Origin of the sequence: Desulfoluna butyratoxydans (assembly GCF_900699765.1) — a bacterium.
Taxonomy (GTDB): domain Bacteria; phylum Desulfobacterota; class Desulfobacteria; order Desulfobacterales; family Desulfolunaceae; genus Desulfoluna; species Desulfoluna butyratoxydans.
Genome location: NZ_CAADHO010000001.1, coordinates 899,009 through 918,471, shown reverse-complemented (window position 1 = coordinate 918,471; position 19,463 = coordinate 899,009). Strand labels below are relative to the sequence as shown.

Here is a 19,463-nt window from a genome sequence, read left to right as displayed (position 1 = left end):
GCCGTGACCTGGTTGCGCCCGGTCATTTTTGGTGGAGGGCGGTGGAAGGGGGACGGGTATGTGTGTGCCGGTACCGGGAACCTGTTTTGCTTTCGTGAACCACATTTTTTGGTGTGTATTGACAGGGTTGTCGTTGGAGGCTATGGTTGGGGAAGTTGTCGGCCGGCTGGCCGACTGAGAGGCTTGGGAATCAAGGATGAACGGTTGGTCCAACACAACGGCTCCCCGTTTTTTCAGGGCCGGAAAGGAGGCACAGATGAGCAGTTCCATGGAGGCACAGGTTCTACCGGACAATGACGCGACCCCTTGCTGCGACGCCGTTACAGGGGAGCTTCTCGGGCACTCTCCCCTGCACTCGACGGAGGATCTCAAGGAGGCCATTGCGGCGGGGCGGCTGGCTCAGAAAGTCTGGGCGGACATGCCGGTGAAGGAGCGGGTCCGGCGGATGATACCCGTGCGGGATTACATGATGGCACACCTGGACGAGCTGGCCGAGACCGTGGCCCGGGACGTGGGGAAAACCCGCATCGACGCCCTGGTTTCCGAGATCGTGCCCGCCATGATGGCCCTGACCTATTATTGCGGCAAGGCCAAGGGGTTTCTCAAGCCCCGGAGGATGATGCCGGGGAGTATTTTCTTTGCCAACAAGTGGAGCCGGATCCACCGGGTGCCCTTTGGGGTGATCGGGATTATTTCGCCGTGGAATTACCCCTTCAGTATTCCCTTTTCCGAGGTGGTCATGGGGTTGCTGGCGGGCAACGCCGTGGTGCTCAAGACCGCTTCGGAGACCCAGGCTGTCGGTCTGGCCCTGAAAGAGTGCCTTGCGGCCGCGGATCTGCCCGAAGGCCTTTTCAGCTTTATCAACATGCCCGGACGCATCGCAGGGGATGCCTTTCTGGAGTCCGGAGTCGATAAACTCTTTTTCACCGGCTCGGTTCCCGTGGGGAAGATCCTCATGGCCAAGGCGGCCGAGACCCTCACCCCTGTCTCCCTGGAGCTTGGGGGCAACGACGCCATGCTGGTGTGCGAAGACGCCGACCTGGACCGCGCGGTGAACGGAGCGGTGTGGGCGGGCCTTCAGAACGCCGGACAGTCCTGCGGGGGCGTGGAGCGGATCTATGTGCATGTCTCGGTGTACGAGCCGTTTATGAAGCGCCTCAAGGCCAAGGTAGAGGCTCTCAGGGTGGGGTATGATCACAGCCACACCACGGACGTTGGGGCCATTGCCACCGAGCGGCAGCTGGAGACGGTGAAGCGCCATGTGGACGACGCCGTGGCCAAAGGCGCGGTGGTTTATGCCCGGTCCAGGCCCCCCAAAGATCCCCTGCAGGGGCATTTTTATCCGCCCACGGTGCTCACCGAGGTGACCCACGACATGCTGGTTATGGCCGAAGAGACCTTCGGGCCGGTGCTGGGGGTGATGAAGGTGGCCAGCATGGACGACGCGGTGATCCTTGCCAACGATTCCGATTTAGGGCTCACCGGTTCGGTGTGGACAAAGAAATGGAAGAAAGGGGCCAAGCTTGCCCGGCGCATCATGGCCGGTGCCGTCACCGTCAACGATCATCTCATGAGCCACGGCCTGGCCGAGACCCCCTGGGGCGGATTTAAAGAGTCCGGCATCGGCCGTTCACACGGCGCCATCGGTTTTGCCGAGATGACCGAATCCCAGGTTGTGGTGCAGGACGTGATGCCCCTTGTGAAGAAAAACCTGTGGTGGCACCCCTTCAGCCCCAGGGTCTACGCCACCATCAAGGGCGTGGCCCAGACCCTGTACGCCCCCACCTGGAAAGAGCGGGCCAAAGGCCTTGGCAAGGTGCTCATGGGCTTTCCCCGGATGTTTATGAAGTAGGGCAAATAGATAAAAAAAAACGATGCCTCCGGCGGCAAGGTGTGCCACCTTAAAAGCAGGTTGCGGATGTGTTTTTGCCCCTCGTTCCTCGGGTCGAATCACATCCGCCTTTAAAGTAAACATTCACTCAAAAAGATGTTTTAAAATCTGTTTGTGAAACTTTTTAAAAATTTAGCCGCCGGAGGCATAAGCTGTATAGTTACAAATGCCTTTACCTGTGACGGGAAGATGTCTCGTCTGTGGTAAAGGCATTTTTTTTTGTGCGTAGCAGATGTCGGGGGGACGGCAACGTAAGCCGGACAGGGATCACGGGGAACGTTCCGGAGGGCAGGGGCTGAGCCTCTTATCCCGGATATTTCACGGCTCGTGAAATATCCGGATGATGCGTTTTTGCTTTCAGGCTTGAGAGGCATGTTGCATGGAACCCCGTGCCAAGGGTGATTCCCTATCCCCTATCCCCGATCCCCGATGGCATCGGTGCTGTTTTTTTTTAGTGGGACTGTTTCAGAAAATCGGTGATTTGGCCCTTTGGTTTTGCCCCAGGGGCAGCCCGGGGCTGAAATTGAGCTAAATCGCGGGACGCAATCGGCGATAACAGGAGTATGCGGAACGATGTTTGACCTGGTGATCGGACCGCATGTGGCTAAAAAATTTCTGACAGAGGAGGGGTGATCCCCTGTTGGGCCTGTTTTGGGGCTGGAATGGGGTGTGGGGTGTATTAAAAAAATTTCGTACGTTTCGTCAGTTTCACGGATGTGGAATGAGACAGGTCCCTTTCAATGGCGAAAGGGCAAGGGCTCCCAGGTTTTGGAGAGCCCTGAATTGCATGGCTGCGAAGGAGAAGGAATGCTCAAAAACGTATCAATCAAAGCACGTCTGTTTGTTGTTGTCGGGATGGTCATGATGTTGTTTGTCGGCATGCTGTTCGGCGTGTTTGAAACGGGACGTTTGGCAAAAGAGGTGGGGATCGATGCGGCTGAGTCGATGATGCTGGAAAGGCAGAAGGAGACGCTGAGGGTGGCGTCCCATACCGTGGGGGAGATGCTGGGCAAGGCGTTAAAGGGCAAGACCGACCCTGCGGAGGTGCGTGCCGTGGTGGAAGACCGCATCGCCTCCCTCAGGTTTGGTGAGGATAAATCGGGTTATTTCTTTGTCTACGATAAGACGACAGCGGTGTGCGTGGCCACAAACCTCTCCCTTGCAGGAAAAGAACTGGCTGGCGTCAAGGATTCGGTGGGGGTGTATTACGTGCGCGACCTTCATCGTGCGGCCAGGGACGGCGGCGGATTTGTGCAGTATCAGTACAAGAAACCCGGCAAGGGGATTCAGCCGAAGCTGGGATATGCGGAGATGATCCCGGGCACCGGTCTCTGGGTGGGTACCGGGGTGTACATCGACAACATTGACGTGGAGAAAGCACGCATCGAAGCCCTTGTGTCGGGCAATGTGGCCCGAAAAGGGGCATGGGTGGCCGGGCTCGCCGGTGCCTTTTTTCTTCTTGTGATTCTTCCCGTCATCCTGACCATTGCCTTCGGGATCTCCCGCACCCTGGGGGAAGCCATTGAAGGGCTCCGGGGCATTGCCGAGGGGGAAGGGGACCTCACCACACGTCTGGTGATCAAGAAGCATGACGAGATTGGCGTTTTGGCCCACTGGATCAACGTCTTCATTGAGAACCTGCAGGGGATCGTCCGGGACGTCACGGAAAACGCCCGGGGGCTCAACGGCGCTGCAAACGAACTCTCGGCCGTCTCCACCCAGCTTTCCCAGAACGCGGATGAGGCCTCCTCCAAGTCCAGAACCGTTGCCGCAGCAGCCGGTGAGATGAGCGGCAGCATGACTTCGGTGGCCGCCGCAAGCGAGCAGGCCGCAGGCAACGTCGGCATGGTGGCCGCAGCCTCTGAAGAGATGAGCGTAACGGTTCAGGACATCGCCGCCAACTCCGAAAAAGCGAGCACCATGACCCACGAGGCCGTGGACAAGGCGCGCATGGCCAGCCAGAAGGTGGACCACCTCGGCGGCTCAGCCCAGGAGATCGGCAAGGTGACCGAGGCCATCACCGAGATTTCGGAGCAGACCAACCTGCTGGCCCTGAACGCAACCATCGAGGCGGCCCGTGCCGGTGAAGCCGGAAAAGGCTTTGCTGTCGTCGCCAACGAGATCAAGGCCCTGGCAGCCCAGACCGCCGACGCCACCCAGGAGATCAAGCGCCAGGTGGCCGGGATCCAGGGGGCCACCGAGGAGACGGTGGTGGAGATCCGGTCCATCACGGATGTGATCGTGGAGGTCAACGACGTGGTGGCAACCATCGCCGCCGCCGTAGAAGAGCAGGCCGTCACCACCCGGGAGATCGCCGGCAACGTGGCCCAGGCCGCCCAGGGTATCGATGAAGTGAATTCCAACGTGGCCGAAAGCTCCATGGTCGCCGAGAACATCGCCCAGGAGATCAGTGTGGTGAACGCCACCGGCGTTGAGCTCGCCTCCAGCAGCACCCTGCTCAGCTCCCACGCCGGTGAGTTGACGAGGTTGTCCGATGCCCTGGCAGGGATGGTGGCGCGGTTTAAGGTGTGAGAATGGTAATAAGGATAAAGGCTAAGGGCGAAAGGTAATAGGTAATAGGGTGAAAGGTTGAAGGGAAAGGCTTCCGGTGGCCGTTTTTTGATAAAAGCTGGACCATAAACCTTTGGTAGCCCCCTGGGTTTCTCCGTGTTCTTCGGAAAAAGCCAGGGGGCTTTTTTTGTGGAAGGAAATCGGTGTGTTTTGGCCGATAGGTTAATCTTTTCTGGATGAAGATTACACCTGTTGACAACACCCATGGGTTTCTGGTTGCATGACGGGGCATAAGGGGCACATTCCAGGCCTGTGTAAGGATTCAGTTGCCTCCGACGGGTCGCTTTTTGACCTGAATCGTGACCACGTTTGATGAGGAAAGGAGATCATGAACACAGCAGAGCTGCTTAATCGGTTTGGCTTTTCGGGGTTTCGGCAGGGGCAGGAGCCGGTGGTGGAGAGGATCCTGGGGGGGGGCTCGGCCCTGGCGGTGTTTCCCACGGGGGCGGGCAAGTCCCTTTGTTACCAGCTTCCGGCCCTGGCATTGCCCGGGCTCACCGTGGTGATTTCGCCCCTCATCGCCCTGATGAAGGATCAGGAGGATTTCCTCAAGGCCAAGGGGATCCCGGCGGCCCGTCTGGATTCCACCCTGACCCGCGAGGCGTCCCGGAAGATTTTGGGGGAGGCCATGGACGGGACCCTCAAGATCCTCATGGTGTCGGTGGAGCGCCTTCGAAACGAGATCTTCAGGGAGCAGCTCAAGCGCATGAACCTTTCGCTCCTTGTGGTGGACGAGGCCCACTGCATCTCCGAGTGGGGCCACAACTTCCGGCCCGATTACCTGAAGATTCCTGAGTACAAGGCCTTTTATAATATTCCCCAGGTGCTTTTGCTCACGGCCACGGCAACGCCCAAGGTGGCCCGGGATATCTGCGAGAAGTTCGGCATGGGGGAAGAGAGCGTGGTCCGCACCGGCTTTTTCCGGCCCAACCTGCACCTCCGGGTGCTTCCGGCGGCCACATACGCCGAAAAGCGTGGTGCGCTCCTGGCGGCCATGGGGGATGAACCCCGTGGTCCGGCCATCGTTTACACCACCCTTCAGAAAGGGGCAGAGGCTGCGGCGGCCTTTCTGACGGAAAACGGGTTTCCCTGTGAAGCCTACCATGCGGGGCTGGCACCGGACGTCCGGGCGTCCATCCAGAACCGGTTCATGGAGGGCTCTTTGCCTACGGTGGCCGCCACCATCGCCTTTGGCATGGGCATCGACAAGAGTGACATCCGCAAGGTGATCCACTTTGACCCGCCCAAATCCATCGAGGGGTACAGCCAGGAGATCGGCCGGGCGGGTCGCGACGGCGAGCTCTCCGCCTGCACCCTCATCGGCTCCCGGGAGGGGATTCACACCCTGGAGAACTTTGTCTACGGGGATACCCCGTCCAAAGAGAGCATTTTCAAGCTGGTCTCCGGGATCGCCGCCCACCCCGAAAAGAACTGGGAGGTGAGGCAGTCCGAGCTCTCCCGGCAACTGGACATGCGGCCCCTGCCTTTAAAGACATTGCTTGTGTACCTGGAGCTTTTCGGGGTGATCAAGCCTGTGCGGGTCTTTTTCGAGAATTACGCCTTTAAGTACGAGCGCCCCAAAGGGGCCATCATCGATGTGTTTCAAGGGGACCGCCGTGCCTTTGTGGAGACGCTCTTCTCCCTGTCCGACGACAAGAAGGTGTGGAGCTATCCAGACATGCAGGCGGTCTGCCAGGCCACAGGGTCTCCGCGGGAGCGGATCCTGAGTGCCCTCTCCTGGTTTGAAGAGCAGGGAATGATCACCCTGAAGCAGGGCCGGGCCGTGGATGTCTTTGAGATTCTCCAGCAACAGGTGGACGTGCCCGGCCTGGCAGAGCGACTCCACGATCTCTTCAGCCGGAAAGAGGGCTCCGAGGTGGCGCGGATTCATCAGGTCCTTGATCTTGCCGACGGCACGGCCTGCCTGTCCCAGGCGCTCTCCGCCTACTTTGGCGAGCCCCTGGAGCGCCCCTGCGGGAGTTGTTCGGTCTGCCTTGGCAAGCATCGTCCCATCCCGCCTGCCCCCCATGCCCGCGACCTGTCGACCCTGCGCCTTGACGAGGTGGCCGGGGCCTTTGTTGCCGGACTTTCCAACCGGGATCCGCGCCTCATCGCCAAGTTTCTCTGCGGCATCCCCTCTCCCTCCCTGTCCCGTACCCGGGGCGAAAAAGGGTTTGCCGCCCTGGAGACCGAGCCCTTCCATGAGGTGATGGCGTGGTGTGAGAGAGAATTGGGGATCAGTGAACAGTGAATCTGTTCCTGCAGCTCTGATGCCTTGACTATGGGTGCACCCGACCCGTGAACTATCCGGGCTAAGGTGTCCCCGCCTTGCCGTCCATATACGTTTCCATGGCAGCCACGGCCCGTTTGGAGAAGGCCACGGCCTCCACCACGGTTTTGGCGCCGGTAACCACGTCCCCGGAGGCAAAGACCCCTTCCATGGTGGTTCTGCCGCAGTCGTCGGTGATGACAAGGCCCCCCTTGGCCACCTCGATGCCGGTGGCCGTGGCCACAATATTGGCCTGGGGGGTCTGGCTTGCGGCGATCATGACGGCGTCTGCGGGAAAGAGGGTCCGGGTGGCCGGGTCCGGGGTGTAGGTGGCGTTGCCTTCGGCGTCTTCGCTTCTGACCGTGGATTCCACCACAAGGCCTTCGTCGGTGATGGCAACGGGGTTGGTCTGAAAGGCGAACTCCACCCCTTCCACTTTGGCGTAATCGTACTCAAAGGGGGTGGCGGGCATCTCGGCTTCGCTGCGCCGGTAGACCACGGTGACCTCCTGGGCCCCTTTTCTCAAGGCGGTGCGGGCCACGTCCATGGCCACGTTTCCGGCGCCGATGATGGCCACCCGCCTGCCCAGGCGATAGACATCCGGGTTTTTCAGGTAGTTGATGGCGTAGTGCACGTGGCCGAGGCTTTCGCCCTGGATGCGCAAGGGGCGGGGCTTCCACACCCCGGTGCCGATGAAGATGCTCTGGTAGCCGTCCCGCTTGAGATCGTCGATGGTGATCACCGGGCCGATGAGGGTGTTGGGGCGCACCTTTACCGAGAGTCTTTCCAAGAGCTCGTCCAGGCTGTCCAGGACCTTTTTGGGCAGGCGGTATTCGGGGATGCCGTAGCGCAGGATGCCGCCGGTGCGCTCCGCAGACTCGAAGATGGTGACCCTGTATCCTTTGAGGGCCATGAGGATGGCCACGGTAAGGCCTGCAGGGCCCGAGCCGATGACGGCCACGCGCTCTTCTCTTGATTCACGGGGCGCCATGTCGTGTCGGGTGAGGAAGTAAGAGGAGATGTACTGCTCGATGGTGCTGATGGCCACGGGCTTTTTTTTTGCCGAGAGCACGCAGTGGCCCTCGCAGAACTTTTCATGGGGGCAGATCAGCGAGCAGATGACGGACAGGGGGTTGTTTTCGAACAGCAGGCGTCCGGCCTCCATCATCTCGCCTTTCCTGAAGAGCTCGATCATGTCGCGGATGGGGGTGGAAACGGGGCATCCCGTGGTACAGCGGGGTTTTTTACAGACAAGGCACTGGTTGGCCTCTTCGATGACATGGGTTCCCAAGGCAGACTCCTCACGGTTGGGGTGGTGCCTTTGGGCCGGGGTGTTGCGGCGATGCGCGGTCGGTTCTGCGGTGCGTGGAACAGCGGCCCCAAAGGCATGTCCGGAAGCTCCCTGTGGCGGGGCTTCCGGAAAGAATGACTCCGATTATCGGGGGCGTTACTATGCCACATCCCAGGTAAAATGGAAAGGGACCCTTAAGGGGTTAACCCCTGGAATTCATCCAGGGCCGCCTCAATGGGAATGGCAAAACCGATGCCTTCGGAGTCGGAGAGGACCATGGTGTTGATGCCGACCACACGGCCTGTTTCATCAATGAGGGGGCCGCCGCTGTTGCCGGGGTTGATGGGGGCGTCGGTCTGGATGTAGGCGTGGCCTTCATGGCTTCGTTTTCCGGAGACAATACCGGAGGTCACGGTGTGGGAAAGCCCCAGGGGGTTGCCGATGGTGAAGACAGGCTGGCCGATTTTCAGGGCATCGGATTCTCCCTTCTTCAGGCAGGGGCACTCTTTCTGGTCCAGCCGCAGGAGGGCCAGGTCATGGGTGTCGCTGAAGGTGACGTCGGTGGCCGTGTAGGTGGAGTCGTCGTAAAGGATGATCGTGTAAGAGGGATTTTCCCGGTTCTCTTCGATGGCCGCAAGGCGGCTCTTCATCTCTGCGTACTGCTGGGCGAGGGAGGCGCTGTCCTCCCGTTCCCGCTGGATGTAGGTATCGATCTCCATGGAGAGGGTGGGATCCGCCACATAGGGCGCCTTATCTTCGGCATCTTCGATGCTTTTTTGCTTGCTGCTGATGACATAGTCAAGCATGAAAATTTTGTCTCGCAGGACCTGGATCTCCTCTTCACTTATGGTGAGGACATGCTTGTTGGTGATGATGCGGCAGTCCGGGGCGATGAAAAACCCCGAGCCCGAGCCCCAGGGCGTTTCGATGAACACCGTTGCCAGCTGGCTCTCTTCAATGGGGTTTCCGGGCTGCATGAACTCGTAGAGTTGCCGGGTGATGCCGGTGGCAGGCCGGGCTTGGGGGGATGCATCGGGTTTTGGGGTGAAGGACCGGGTGCTGAGGTGTATGGCACCGGCAATAAAGACCCAGACAATGCTTATGCTGAGCGTGACGCGTGCCCATTTGGGGAGGGGAATCACGGGCAGCCGGGTGGGCGTCCGGTCTGAGACGCTGTGGATGGGATCCTTGAGGCGTTCCTGCATCATTCGGTATTTTTCGAAGACGATACCGCAGGCTTCGCACTCCTTTTCAGCGACTTGTTCGTGGTGGCACTTTGGGCATTTCATGGCGGTTGTCCGTGTGTGTATGAATTCTTACTCCAGCACCTCGGTATCGAGATCGGGCGTGTTGATACCGGCCAGGGCCTGGAAGAGGCTGCGGGCGTCGTCGGTGCCGATGATGGCCACCAGGTCGCAGGCCAAGAGCCTCAGGTCGGCGTCGGGGTTGGGGATGAGGGTCTCGCCCCGGAGGACGCCCACCACGGACACCCCGGTTTCCGTGCGGATGCGCGCCTCGCCCAGGGTGCAGCCCACCAGGGCTCCCGAGGGTTCTAAGCGGACCCACTGCAGGTCGAACTGCTGTTCCGCCCTGGAGAGCTGGCCCAGGGTGGTCATCTGCTCGTGATCGCCCAGCATGGGGGCAAAGATCTTCTGCCGGAGGGTCTCGGTCTGGTGCTGGATCTCCGTGGGGGGAACGCGCAGGTGGAGCAGGGCTTTGCGTGTCATCTCCTGGCCGGCCTCGAATTCCGGCAGGATCACCTCGGAGACGTTCATGTCCTTGAATATTTCGATGAACTCCCTGCCCGAGGCCCGGGTGATGATGGTGATGTCTTCGGCCATGTTCCGGGCATGAGTGACCACGGAACGGGCTTCCACCGGGCCGGGGAGGGTGATGAGCAGGAGGCGGGCCCTCAGGATGTCGGCCGCCTCCAGCACGATCTCGTGGCAGGCGTCGCCGAAGACCACGGGCAGGTTGTCCTGCCTGGCCAGCTCCACCCGCCGCTGGTCGAGTTCAATGATGACAAAGGGAAGGCCCATGGCCTTGAGGGCCGATGCGATGTGGCGCCCCACACGTCCGCCCCCGGCAATGACCACGTGGTCCTGGAACCCCTCTTCCGGGACGTTGACGGTCTCCAGGGGTTCATGGCGGAACCATCGTTTTTTCAGGGTGTAGAGTCGTGGGGTCAGGCCCGAGACAATGGGGGTAAGGACCATGGTGAGCACCGCCGTGGTGAGGAGCAGGCTGTAGAGGTCATGGCTGATGGAGGCTGTTGCCACCCCCACCCGTGCCAGGACAAAGGAGAACTCTCCCACCTGAAACAGGCCCAGGCCCACGGCCAGAGGCACCACGTTGCCGTAGCCGAAGAGGCGGGTGACCCCCATGAAGATGAGGCCCTTGCCCAGGCTGATGACCGTGACCAGGAGAAGCACCGCCCCGAGGTGGTCTCTGAGGAAGGTGAGATCCAGGAGCATGCCCACCGAGGCGAAGAAGAGGAGCCCGAAGAGGTCCCTCAAGGGGATGATGTCGCTTAAGGCCTGATGCCCGTAATCCGATTCGCTCAGGACCATGCCCGCCACAAAGGCGCCGAAGGCAAAGGAGAGGCCCACCAGGTAGGTGAGGTAGCCGATGCCCAGGCCGATGGCGGTGATGGCCAGCAGAAAAAGCTCCCGGGACCCCAGGCGGGCGATGTGGGCCAGCAGTCGGGGCAGAAGGCGGGTGCCCAGGAAAATCATGGCAACAAGAAAAATCGTGGCCTTGGCGGCCGCGGCCCCCAGATTGTCCAGGCCCATGCCCGGTGTGCTGAGCTGGGGCAGGATGATCATAAAGGGCACCACGGCCAGGTCCTGGATGATGAGCATGCCCACCATGACCTTGCTGGAGAGGGTGCCCATCCATCCCTGGTTCATGAGGGTCTTTAGGATGACCATGGTACTGGACAGGGAGATGAGGGCCCCGAGCCAGAGGGCCGGGAGCCAGCCCCATCCCAGGGTCTTGCCGATGACGAAGCCCAGGGCGGTGGTGAGCCCCATCTGCAGGGGCGTGCCTATAATGGCGATTTTTTTCACCGGTTTGAGGTCTTTGCTGGAGAACTCCAGGCCCAGGGCAAAGAGCAGCAGGGCCACGCCGATTTCGGCCAGGAGCTCAATGTCGTGGATGTTGGCAACGGTGGTGAGGCCGGTATGGGGGCCCAGGGCGATGCCGGCGGCAATGTACCCGAGAATCAGGGGTTGACCGATACGCTGCATGAGAAGGCCACAGCAGAAGGCTGCGACCACGATAAGGATGATGTCTGTTGCAATGCCCATGGAAACCTCGGTTGCTGTGGCTGAGCAGGTGGATGAGACCGGAGACCGGGATAACAAGTTTATATTAAAGCACGGTTTGAGCATTTCTGTGAACAGAATACCATGATGCGGTGCATATTTCGGGCGGGGGGACGGCTTTCAGGGCCGTGAAGGGATGGGAAAGCTCTTGCCGCCGGGGTGGCTGGGCGGGCATGGAGGGACCGCAGCCATTGCTCAGCGGTCCCGGAAAAAGGGGGAGGCGGGGTAAGGCGGAGTGTCGTTATGTATTATTATTTCAGGGCAAAGCCCTTAACCCGGAAATTCCATAAGAAAACGTTCCACCTCGGCAAAGAGCTCCGTGGCAATGGGGCCGCGGACGATGCCGTGCTGGTGAAAGGGGATTTCGAGGTAGGTTTTGTTGCCGTGGCCGATGCGGGCAAAGAGTTTTTTGCCGCTTTTGTCGCTTACCTTGGGGTCGCCTTTGCCCTGGACGATGAGTGCGGGGGGGCAGAGATCAGGCAGGCCTTTCCAGACCCTCTTCATCAGGGCTTTCACCTGGACGAGGCCTGCGATGGGGCTCTTCAGGTAGTTGATGTGGGGGTTGTCCGCGTGGTTGGTGACGAACTCCTTGGTGAACCAGGTGAGGCCCAGGGCCCGGCAGAGTCGGTTCCAGTCGTTTAAGGCCTCCACGCCGGAGACGGACAGGCTCTTGAATTTTAAGGGGGCACTGACCGAGATCACCGCCTCAAAGGCCTCGGGTTTGAAGAGGGCCTGAGCAAGGGCCAGCCCGGCGCCCGTGGAAAACCCTGCCACCACGATGCGCGTGCAACACGTTTTAAGGATGGCGTGGCCCCGGTCCACGGAGTCCATCCAGTCGTCGCAGGTGCGCCCGGCAAGGTCGGCGGGGGAGGTGCCGTGGCCTGCCAGCCTGGGGGCGTAGACGGTGTACCCGAGCCCGTAAAGGAACTCGGCCCATTGCCGGACCTCTTCAGGGGCGGCCATGAAACCGTGGATCAACAGGATGCCGGTTTGGGCTGCCGGGTGGCGAAGGAAGACCGGGGCGCCGATATTCCGTGGTTTGGATTCGCCTTCTTGAGCAAAGGCGTCGTAGTCGTCATAAAAGCGGAGCATCTCCCCAAGGGCGAGAGACTCCCATTCCCGGCATGGTACCTGTTCTTTCCGTGATTCAATCAAAGCGTCTTGTTGTCCAGTCTTGTTTTTCAGTATGCAGTCACATTCGTTGTCCGGGGCGGTGTTATGCCAGGGACGTGGCATAGACCCGGTAAATCAGGGCGTAGTGGAGAACGCCGCCCAAAAGGACCATGATGTGGAAGAGTTCGTGGAAGCTGAAGATCCCCGGGACAAGCCGGGGCCTTTTGATGGCGTAAATGAGGGCTCCGGCCGTAAAGGAGGCGCCGCCCGTGAAGAGAAGCACCGTCTGTCCGGCCGAGAGGTTGGCCAGCACCTGTTTGATGGGGAAGACCGCTGACCATCCCATGGCGCTGTAGATGAGGGCATAAAGGACCCTCGGGGCCCTGGGAAAGAAAAGCTGGGAGATGAGACCGAAGCCCACCACGCTCCACTGAAAGGCGATCATGACCCAGCGCGTGTTGCCCTCAAGGCAGAAATAGCTGATGGGGGTATAGGTTCCGGCGATCATAAAGAAAATGGCCAGGCGATCCATCTTTCGCCAGAAGGAGAGCTCGTTTTCCTGTTTTTTAAAGGCGTGGTACAGGGAGCTGGCCGAAAAGAGAAAGACCAGGGAGAGGGCGTAGACAAGGGCGGTGATTGTCATGGACGCCGAGTGGCTGGCAATGCGCAAAAGGTAGACGGTCCCCACCAGGGAGGCAAGGGCACCTGCCAGGTGCGAATAGAAGTTGAACGATTCCTGTGTCTTGATTCCCATGTCGCTTTCCTCGAAAGAATGGATGGGGCGTCGCGTGGGCCGGTGGAAGGACCCGGCGTCCATGGCCTCTGCCTGACCTTGGTATATAATATGTTACCGGGGGGAAAGACAGGAAAAAATGCGTCTGATGCGGTTCCGTATCTTATGGAATTTCAAGGGGCCGGAGCCACAGGGCCGGGGTGTGTCAGAAGGGGTGTGGTACAGATCTGGCTGAAACGGAAGGGGTGGGACAGGTTTTTCCGGGTGCTGCGGGGGGGGTGCAAAGCAAAAAATCTGCTTTGTGTTTTTCGCCTCATTTTTTTGGGGAGGACGGTGTCCGGTTGGGTCGTGGGGTGTGTCGTGGTTGGGATGTTTCTATGTAAACAGGCGGTTGTCCTGCAGGGAAACGGTGTTTTTTCGGGGGCGGAGTAACCCTGCCTTTTTATATCTTGGCCTTTTTTCAGGCGCTTCAGGTGTCGGGCTGGCACGGTTGTTGTTATGTAGTGCAGGGTATGCCCCTGGGCCGGGGAGACACTCCGGATCCCAAAGGGCTCAATGTGCCGTGTGTCGCACCGGGTGAGACAGGGCTGGTCATGGGAATTCAGTTGCAGCGGAGTGTGAAGAGATGAGTATCAAGGTCAGGCAGACGCTTTTGATGGTAGGATTTTCGGTGATTGTCGTGTTTATGTTCTGTTCCACCGTGGTGGTGTCCGGCCGCATGAAGGACGACGGCCTGGTCATCAACCTGGCGGGCAGGCAGCGCATGCTGACCCAGAAGATGACCAAAGAGATCCTTCATTACACCGCCTCCCCCGATGCCTCCTCGGCAGCCACCATCCGCAATACGGCCAAGGTGTTCGATCTGACCCTGAAGGCCCTCACCGACTCCGGCAACGCCCCCTTGACCCTGAATCTGAAGACCACGGCTTACCGGCACTGCCCTGCGGCCGGAGGAGAGGTGCGGGCGCAGCTGGAGAGGGTCTCGGGTCTGTGGAAGCGCTTCTACGGACACCTTGAGACCATTGTCTCGGGCGGGGCAGGGGCCGCAGACAGCCTGGCCTGGGTCCAGGCCAACAACCTTTCCCTTCTGGGGGAGATGAACAAGGCCGTGCTCCTGATGCAGAAGGCCTCCGAGAAAAAGCTCTCCCTGCTCTACAGCCTCCAGATCGGCGGCGTGGCCGTGGGCTTACTGGTCATGCTCCTGGGCATCCGCATGACCTTTGGGCTGCTGACCCGCCTTGCCCGGGTGGAGAAGTTCGCCCGTCGCCTGGGGTCCGGTGATTTAAACGCCACCTCCGGCATCGACGGAAGCGACGAACTCGGCCGCATCGGCGGCAGCCTCGACACCATGGCCGGAGAGATGAAGGCCATGCTCCAGGGGGTTGTGGACAACTCAAAAACCCTGTTTGTCTCCTCCGGTGAGCTGAGCACCCTGTCGGGAAGCATGACCGTGAACCTCTCCTCCATCGTGGGAAAGTCCCAGTCCGTGGCGGCCTCCGCCGAGCAGATGAGCGGCAACATGAACACCGTGGCCGCCGCCATTGAAGAGGCCTCCACCAACGTGGGCATTGTGGCCGAGTCCGCCGAGCAGATGATGGAAACCATCGGCGAGATCGCCGGGAGCACGGGCAAGGCAACGGAGATCACCGCTCAGGCCGTGGACCAGGCCGAGTCCTCGGCCACCCGCATCGCCTCCCTGGGCGAGGCGGCCAGGGAGATCGGCCACGTCACCGAGGCCATCACCGAGATCTCCGAGCAGACCAACCTGCTGGCCCTCAATGCCACCATTGAGGCGGCCCGGGCCGGTGACGCGGGCCGGGGATTTGCCGTGGTGGCCAACGAAATCAAGGAGCTGGCCCGCCAGACCGCCGAAGCCACCGGTGACATCCGTACCCAGGTCACCATGATCCAGGACGCCACCCGGGATGCGGTCAGCGAGGTGACGGGTATCAACGAGGTGGTCCACGGCATCAACGAGGTGGTGGGGGGAATCTCTGCTGCCGTGGAAGAACAGTCCGTCACCACCCGTGAAATTTCCGAGAACATCGGGCAGGCTTCCCTGGGCATCCAGGAGGTGGCGGCCAACATCGCGGACACCTCCGTGGCCGTGGGCAGCGTGGCCCATGACATCACCGAGCTGAACCGGGAGACCACGGGCCTCGGCGAGGGAAGCTCCAAGGTGGCCTCGGAGGCCTCCACCCTCAACAGCCTCTCCGAAGAGCTGGAGACCGCCGTGGGGCAGTTTCGCCTGTAATGTCTCCGTGTGATGCGGGGCTCGCCCGGCTGGGCAGCCCCTGTGGCTGTGCAAGGAAATCCTTGAAGCTTTTCATTGTCTGTGGTTCCCTTGGGCCGTTGTGATCCGGGGGCCTTCGGGGCTCCTCGGATGAAGGGGGAGAGGCCCCCAGACCCAGGCCATCCCCGTATGTATGATTCGATCAAGATGCAAAGGACGACGCATGTATATTGTTTCCCTCACCTATGTATGCGAAATGGATAAAGTGGACGCGAACCTTGAGGCCCATGTCGTTTACCTGAAAGAGCAGTACGAAAAGGGCTGTTTTATCGCCTCCGGTCGCAAGGTACCCCGTACCGGTGGGGTGATCCTTGCGGACATGCCTTCCAGGGACGCCCTGGACGCGGTGCTGGCCGAAGACCCCTTCTGCAAAGAGGGCGTGGCGCGCTATGATGTGACGGAGTTTGTCCCCTCCATGGCAGCCAAGGGTTTCGAGTGCCTCTTGCCCAATTAACCGCTTTTTTCCAAGGATGTTACCCATGACTGTCTGGAATCAGGACCTTGTCCTTGCCGCCTGGAATTTTGCATCCAGGGCTCACAACGGGCAGACCATGCCCGGTACCGAGATCGCGTATATCAATCATGTGGGGACGGTCTCCATGGAGGTGATGGCCGCCATCACGGATGATCCCGCCTGTACCGACAACCCGGATCTTGCCGTGCTTTGCGCGCTGTTGCACGACACCCTCGAAGACACGGAGACCTCCTTTGACACCGTGGCCGAGTGTTTCGGGCTTGAGGTGGCCCGAGGGGTAAAGGCCCTTTCCAAGGACAAAACCCTTGGCAGCAAGCAGGCGCAGATGGCTGACAGCCTCGCCCGTATCCGGCAGCAGCCCGAAGAGGTCTGGATGGTCAAGCTCGCCGATCGCATCACCAACCTCCAGCCACCACCCGCCCACTGGGACCGGGAGAAAATCGAGGCCTACCGTCAGGAGGCCGAAATGATCCTGGGCTCCTTGGGAACGGCCAACGTCACCCTGGCCGAGAGGCTCCGGCTCAAGATCGAGCACTACCTGCAATACTGCTGAACCGGATCGTTCTTGCTGTGTCGTTTTTAGGGTTGAACAATGATTACATCTTTCGTATGACATCTCATACGGAAGATGTACCGGGCCGATGACCCTCATCCAAGGTGCGTGATAATGGACTTTACCCTGACGTTTATTCGGTTTTTGTTCTGGGCCCTTTACCTTGCAGCCCCCCTGATGGTGTTCTTGCTCCTTGTGATCGTGGCGCTGGGGCAGTGGGTGGGTCGCCTTGAAAAATGGGCCCGGTTCGACACCCTTTACTGGACGTTCATCACGGCCACAACCGTGGGGTACGGCGATATGCGCCCCGTCAGAAAGGGCTCTCGGGTTCTGTCCGTGCTCATTGCCCTGACGGGCCTCATGTTCACGGGCATCCTTGTGGCCCTGGCCCTTCATTCCGCCACCCTTGCCTTTGGAGAGCACGTGGACATGGGAGTGATCAAGGAGATCAAGCAGCAGCTTTAGATCGCTTTCAACCCCACCGGTCGTGTCGGCTCGTCATGCCCCCGTCACTCGTGTGATCGCGCTTGCCCGGTCCCACAGGCTCAACTCGGGTTACAAAAGGGCGTGGTTCGAATCCGTCGGGGCCTGATCCCGTTTATCGTGGGTGTAGTCCCGAACAACCTTGGCCACGCGGATGCGGTAGGAGGTGAAGAGGGACTCTTTGCCCGTTTTCTGAGCTGTTCGGTGGTCCAGCATGGTGCGCCAGGCCTCGATGGCGGCCTCGGATTCCCAGAAAGAGAGGCTCAGGAGTTTTCCCTCCTCGTTGAGGCTGGCGAACCGTTCAATGGAGATAAAGCCACGTCGGCTTTCGAGGAATCCCCTGATTTCCGCGGCGATTTTAAGGTACTCGGCTTTGCCTTCCGCCTTTGGGGTCACTTCAAACATGACGGCATACATGGTGGTGTTTCCTTTTTGTAACGGTTCCGCTTAATAAAAGCCTCCGGCGGCCTTGCCGGGGGCGTTCTATCCCTACGATGGGGTTTTACCCTGTTCCAGCCGGATGAGCTTCTCCTTGATGGCCAGGCCATGGGCAAAGCCCGTGAGCTTGCCGCCTGCTCCCACCACCCGGTGGCAGGGCACGATGAGGGGGATGGGGTTCTTGCTGTTGGCCATGCCCACGGCCCGGCAGGCCTTTTCGTTGCCCAGGTTGCTGGCAATGTCTCCGTAGGTCCTGAGCTCCCCAAAGGGAATGGCCGTGAGCTCCTGCCACACTTTTTTCTGGAACTCCGTTCCCGAGGGGTTGAGCTTCAGGTCAAAGTGATCCCTTTTTCCTTCCATGTACTCCCGCACCTGCCCCACGGCGTCTTCAAAGAAGGCGTCGTTTCGCACCCACTCCGATGAAATCTCAAAGACCCGCTTGCCTTCCCCCGTGCAGAGGTGAAGGTGGGAGATGCCCTGGTCATCCCCTGCAAGGATCACGTCACAGAAGGGGGCCTGGAATTGTGTGTAAAAGGTCATGCTTCCTCTCCTTTGTCGATATGCCACAGGCACAGGGTTGCATAGCTCCGGTAAGGGCGCCAGGCTTCGGCCATGGCCAGGATCGTTTTGGTCGATGGTTTGTTGCCTTGGGTCAGGGCCTTGATGACCCCTAAGTCCGTGGCCGGAAAGCAGTCTTTCATGCCCAGTCCCCGCATGGCCACGTAGTGGACGGTCCAGTCTCCGATGCCCTTGAGGGCGGAAAAGTCCCTGTGAAAGGCGTCGAAGGGCTGGTTGGGGGTGAGTTTGACGGTCCCGTCCAGAACGGCCCGAACCGCGGTTTGCAAGGTGGCCTGTCGGGTCTGGGTGAGGCCGATGCCGGAGAGGTCGAGGTGCGAGAGCTCTTCGACGTCGGGGAAGTAACGGTTTAGGCCCTCCGGATAATCAGGGTCGGTGCGCCTGTCCGCCTTATCAGCGATACGTCCGGCCAGGGTGGTGGCGGCCTTTACCGTGATCTGCTGGCCCAGGATGGCGCGGACAACGAATTCAAAGGGTTCAAAGGCCACGGGCAGGCGGGGCACGTGGCCGTTTTTCATGCCCCGGCTCAGGATGGTGTCCGCTGCAAGGAGGTGGTTGATCCGGGAAAAGTCGGTGTCCAGGTCGAACATCCTGCGGACCCGGTTGTGGATTTCCATGCAGCAGCGGATGTCGTCACATCTGATGTGGAGCTCAATGGACGATGTTCCCGGGTCCTCGGTGACGGTGAAATACCCCCGGGCTGTGCCGGTTCGGAAGGTGCGGCTGTAGCTCTCCGAGGTGACCACCTCCACCCCGGCGATGGCCCGCGGGGCCAGAAAGGAGAGGGTTTGCTTGAAATCAAAGGGCTGTCGGCAGGGGAGTTTCAGCAGGGTGCGGCCTCCGGTCTTCTCTTCCGGTGCCCCCTCTTCCCGGCGAACCTGGGTGGGCGTTTTCCCGAAGGCCTTTTTAAAGACCTCGTTGAACTGGCGAATGGAGCCGAAGCCTGAGGCATAGGCGATGTCCGTGACGCTCTGATCGGAGTAGACCAGGAGTTTTTTGGCGAACAGGGCCTTGTGGTAACGGGCCACGGCCCCGGGCTGGGCGCCCAGGTTGTCCTGAAAGAGCTGTCGCAGGTGGCGGTCCGACACCCCCACCTCTTCTGCCAGCTCCCCTATGCTGTGGTCGTAGAGGAACCCTCCGTATATTTTTTCCAGGGCCTCTTTCACCAGGAATGCCCCCCGGATGTTTCCGTTGGTGTAGTCTGTTTCAAGGTCCGGCCTGCATCGGTAGCAGGGCCGGAACCCTTCTTTCAACGCTTCGAAGAGTGTCTTGAAGTAGCGGACGTTCTCCTCTTTGGCCACAGGAGACGGGCACGAAGGCCTGCAGAAGATCCCCGTGGTTTTCACCCCGAAGAAGAACCTGCCGTCGTAGTTCCTGTCCTTGGCTATTCTGGCCTGGCTGTATTCGTGCTGCATCATGGTCTCTTTGCCCGAAAAGGTGGTGCGGCGTGC

At 60.1% G+C, this 19,463-nt stretch carries 15 protein-coding genes; 7 read left to right on the top strand and 8 right to left on the bottom strand.

Features of this window, described 5'->3' with window-relative positions; all coding sequences use genetic code 11:
* Nucleotides 1-256: 256 nt before the first annotated feature.
* From MSL71_RS03915 to MSL71_RS03905, 3 genes are all read left to right on the top strand, one after another.
* A complete protein-coding gene (locus MSL71_RS03915; protein WP_180137342.1) occupies nucleotides 257-1,852 on the top strand; it encodes an aldehyde dehydrogenase family protein in 1,596 nt (531 codons plus the stop codon).
* Between the two features lie 846 nt (nucleotides 1,853-2,698).
* The gene (locus tag MSL71_RS03910; protein WP_180137341.1) at nucleotides 2,699-4,423 is read left to right on the top strand and encodes a methyl-accepting chemotaxis protein; all 1,725 of its coding nucleotides are present in this window, start codon (nucleotides 2,699-2,701) and stop codon (nucleotides 4,421-4,423) included.
* 367 nt (nucleotides 4,424-4,790) lie between these two features.
* Complete coding sequence (locus MSL71_RS03905) at nucleotides 4,791-6,713, top strand: RecQ family ATP-dependent DNA helicase (protein ID WP_180137340.1); 1,923 nt, start codon at nucleotides 4,791-4,793, stop codon at nucleotides 6,711-6,713.
* 61 nt (nucleotides 6,714-6,774) lie between these two features.
* Here the strand turns inward: MSL71_RS03905 and MSL71_RS03900 are convergent, their stop codons facing one another.
* The 5 genes from MSL71_RS03900 to trhA all read right to left on the bottom strand — a co-directional run bounded on the left by MSL71_RS03900 (nucleotide 6,775) and on the right by trhA (nucleotide 13,215).
* Entirely contained in the window at nucleotides 6,775-8,022 is a 1,248-nt protein-coding gene (locus MSL71_RS03900; RefSeq protein WP_180137339.1) for an NAD(P)-dependent oxidoreductase, read from the bottom strand.
* A gap of 194 nt (nucleotides 8,023-8,216) precedes the next feature.
* The gene (locus MSL71_RS03895; RefSeq protein ID WP_180137338.1) at nucleotides 8,217-9,311 is read right to left on the bottom strand and encodes a S1C family serine protease; all 1,095 of its coding nucleotides are present in this window, start codon (nucleotides 9,309-9,311) and stop codon (nucleotides 8,217-8,219) included.
* Nucleotides 9,312-9,338: 27 nt separating this feature from the next.
* Complete coding sequence (locus MSL71_RS03890) at nucleotides 9,339-11,330, bottom strand: monovalent cation:proton antiporter family protein (protein ID WP_180137337.1); 1,992 nt, start codon at nucleotides 11,328-11,330, stop codon at nucleotides 9,339-9,341.
* 288 nt (nucleotides 11,331-11,618) lie between these two features.
* On the bottom strand, nucleotides 11,619-12,440 hold the full coding sequence (locus tag MSL71_RS03885) for an alpha/beta hydrolase (protein ID WP_180137336.1): 822 nt from the start codon (nucleotides 12,438-12,440) through the stop codon (nucleotides 11,619-11,621).
* Nucleotides 12,441-12,564: 124 nt separating this feature from the next.
* A complete protein-coding gene (gene trhA / locus MSL71_RS03880; protein WP_180137335.1) occupies nucleotides 12,565-13,215 on the bottom strand; it encodes a PAQR family membrane homeostasis protein TrhA in 651 nt (216 codons plus the stop codon).
* Between the two features lie 604 nt (nucleotides 13,216-13,819).
* On the opposite strand from trhA, the gene MSL71_RS03875 reads away from it, so the two are divergent.
* The 4 genes from MSL71_RS03875 to MSL71_RS03860 all read left to right on the top strand — a co-directional run bounded on the left by MSL71_RS03875 (nucleotide 13,820) and on the right by MSL71_RS03860 (nucleotide 16,980).
* Nucleotides 13,820-15,448, top strand: coding sequence for a methyl-accepting chemotaxis protein (locus MSL71_RS03875; RefSeq protein WP_180137334.1), 1,629 nt, complete (start codon nucleotides 13,820-13,822; stop codon nucleotides 15,446-15,448).
* A 202-nt stretch (nucleotides 15,449-15,650) separates the two neighbouring features.
* Nucleotides 15,651-15,941 carry a YciI family protein gene (locus MSL71_RS03870; RefSeq protein WP_180137333.1) on the top strand — a complete coding sequence of 97 codons (291 nt, stop codon included), beginning with the start codon at nucleotides 15,651-15,653 and terminating at the stop codon, nucleotides 15,939-15,941.
* Between the two features lie 25 nt (nucleotides 15,942-15,966).
* Nucleotides 15,967-16,515 (top strand): HD domain-containing protein, encoded by a 549-nt coding sequence (locus MSL71_RS03865; protein ID WP_180137332.1) that lies wholly within the window; start codon nucleotides 15,967-15,969, stop codon nucleotides 16,513-16,515.
* A 114-nt stretch (nucleotides 16,516-16,629) separates the two neighbouring features.
* Nucleotides 16,630-16,980, top strand: coding sequence for a potassium channel family protein (locus tag MSL71_RS03860; RefSeq protein ID WP_180137331.1), 351 nt, complete (start codon nucleotides 16,630-16,632; stop codon nucleotides 16,978-16,980).
* Nucleotides 16,981-17,070: 90 nt separating this feature from the next.
* On the opposite strand, the gene MSL71_RS03855 is transcribed toward MSL71_RS03860, so the two are convergent.
* From MSL71_RS03855 to MSL71_RS03845, 3 genes are all read right to left on the bottom strand, one after another.
* Nucleotides 17,071-17,415, bottom strand: coding sequence for an antibiotic biosynthesis monooxygenase family protein (locus tag MSL71_RS03855; protein WP_180137330.1), 345 nt, complete (start codon nucleotides 17,413-17,415; stop codon nucleotides 17,071-17,073).
* Nucleotides 17,416-17,487: 72 nt separating this feature from the next.
* The gene (locus tag MSL71_RS03850) at nucleotides 17,488-17,976 is read right to left on the bottom strand and encodes a methylated-DNA--[protein]-cysteine S-methyltransferase (protein WP_180137329.1); all 489 of its coding nucleotides are present in this window, start codon (nucleotides 17,974-17,976) and stop codon (nucleotides 17,488-17,490) included.
* Nucleotides 17,973-19,430: a DNA-3-methyladenine glycosylase 2 family protein gene (locus MSL71_RS03845; protein WP_180137328.1), complete on the bottom strand. Its 1,458-nt coding sequence runs from the start codon at nucleotides 19,428-19,430 to the stop codon at nucleotides 17,973-17,975. Before MSL71_RS03845 ends, MSL71_RS03850 begins: the two co-directional genes overlap by 4 nt.
* Nucleotides 19,431-19,463: the final 33 nt, after the last annotated feature.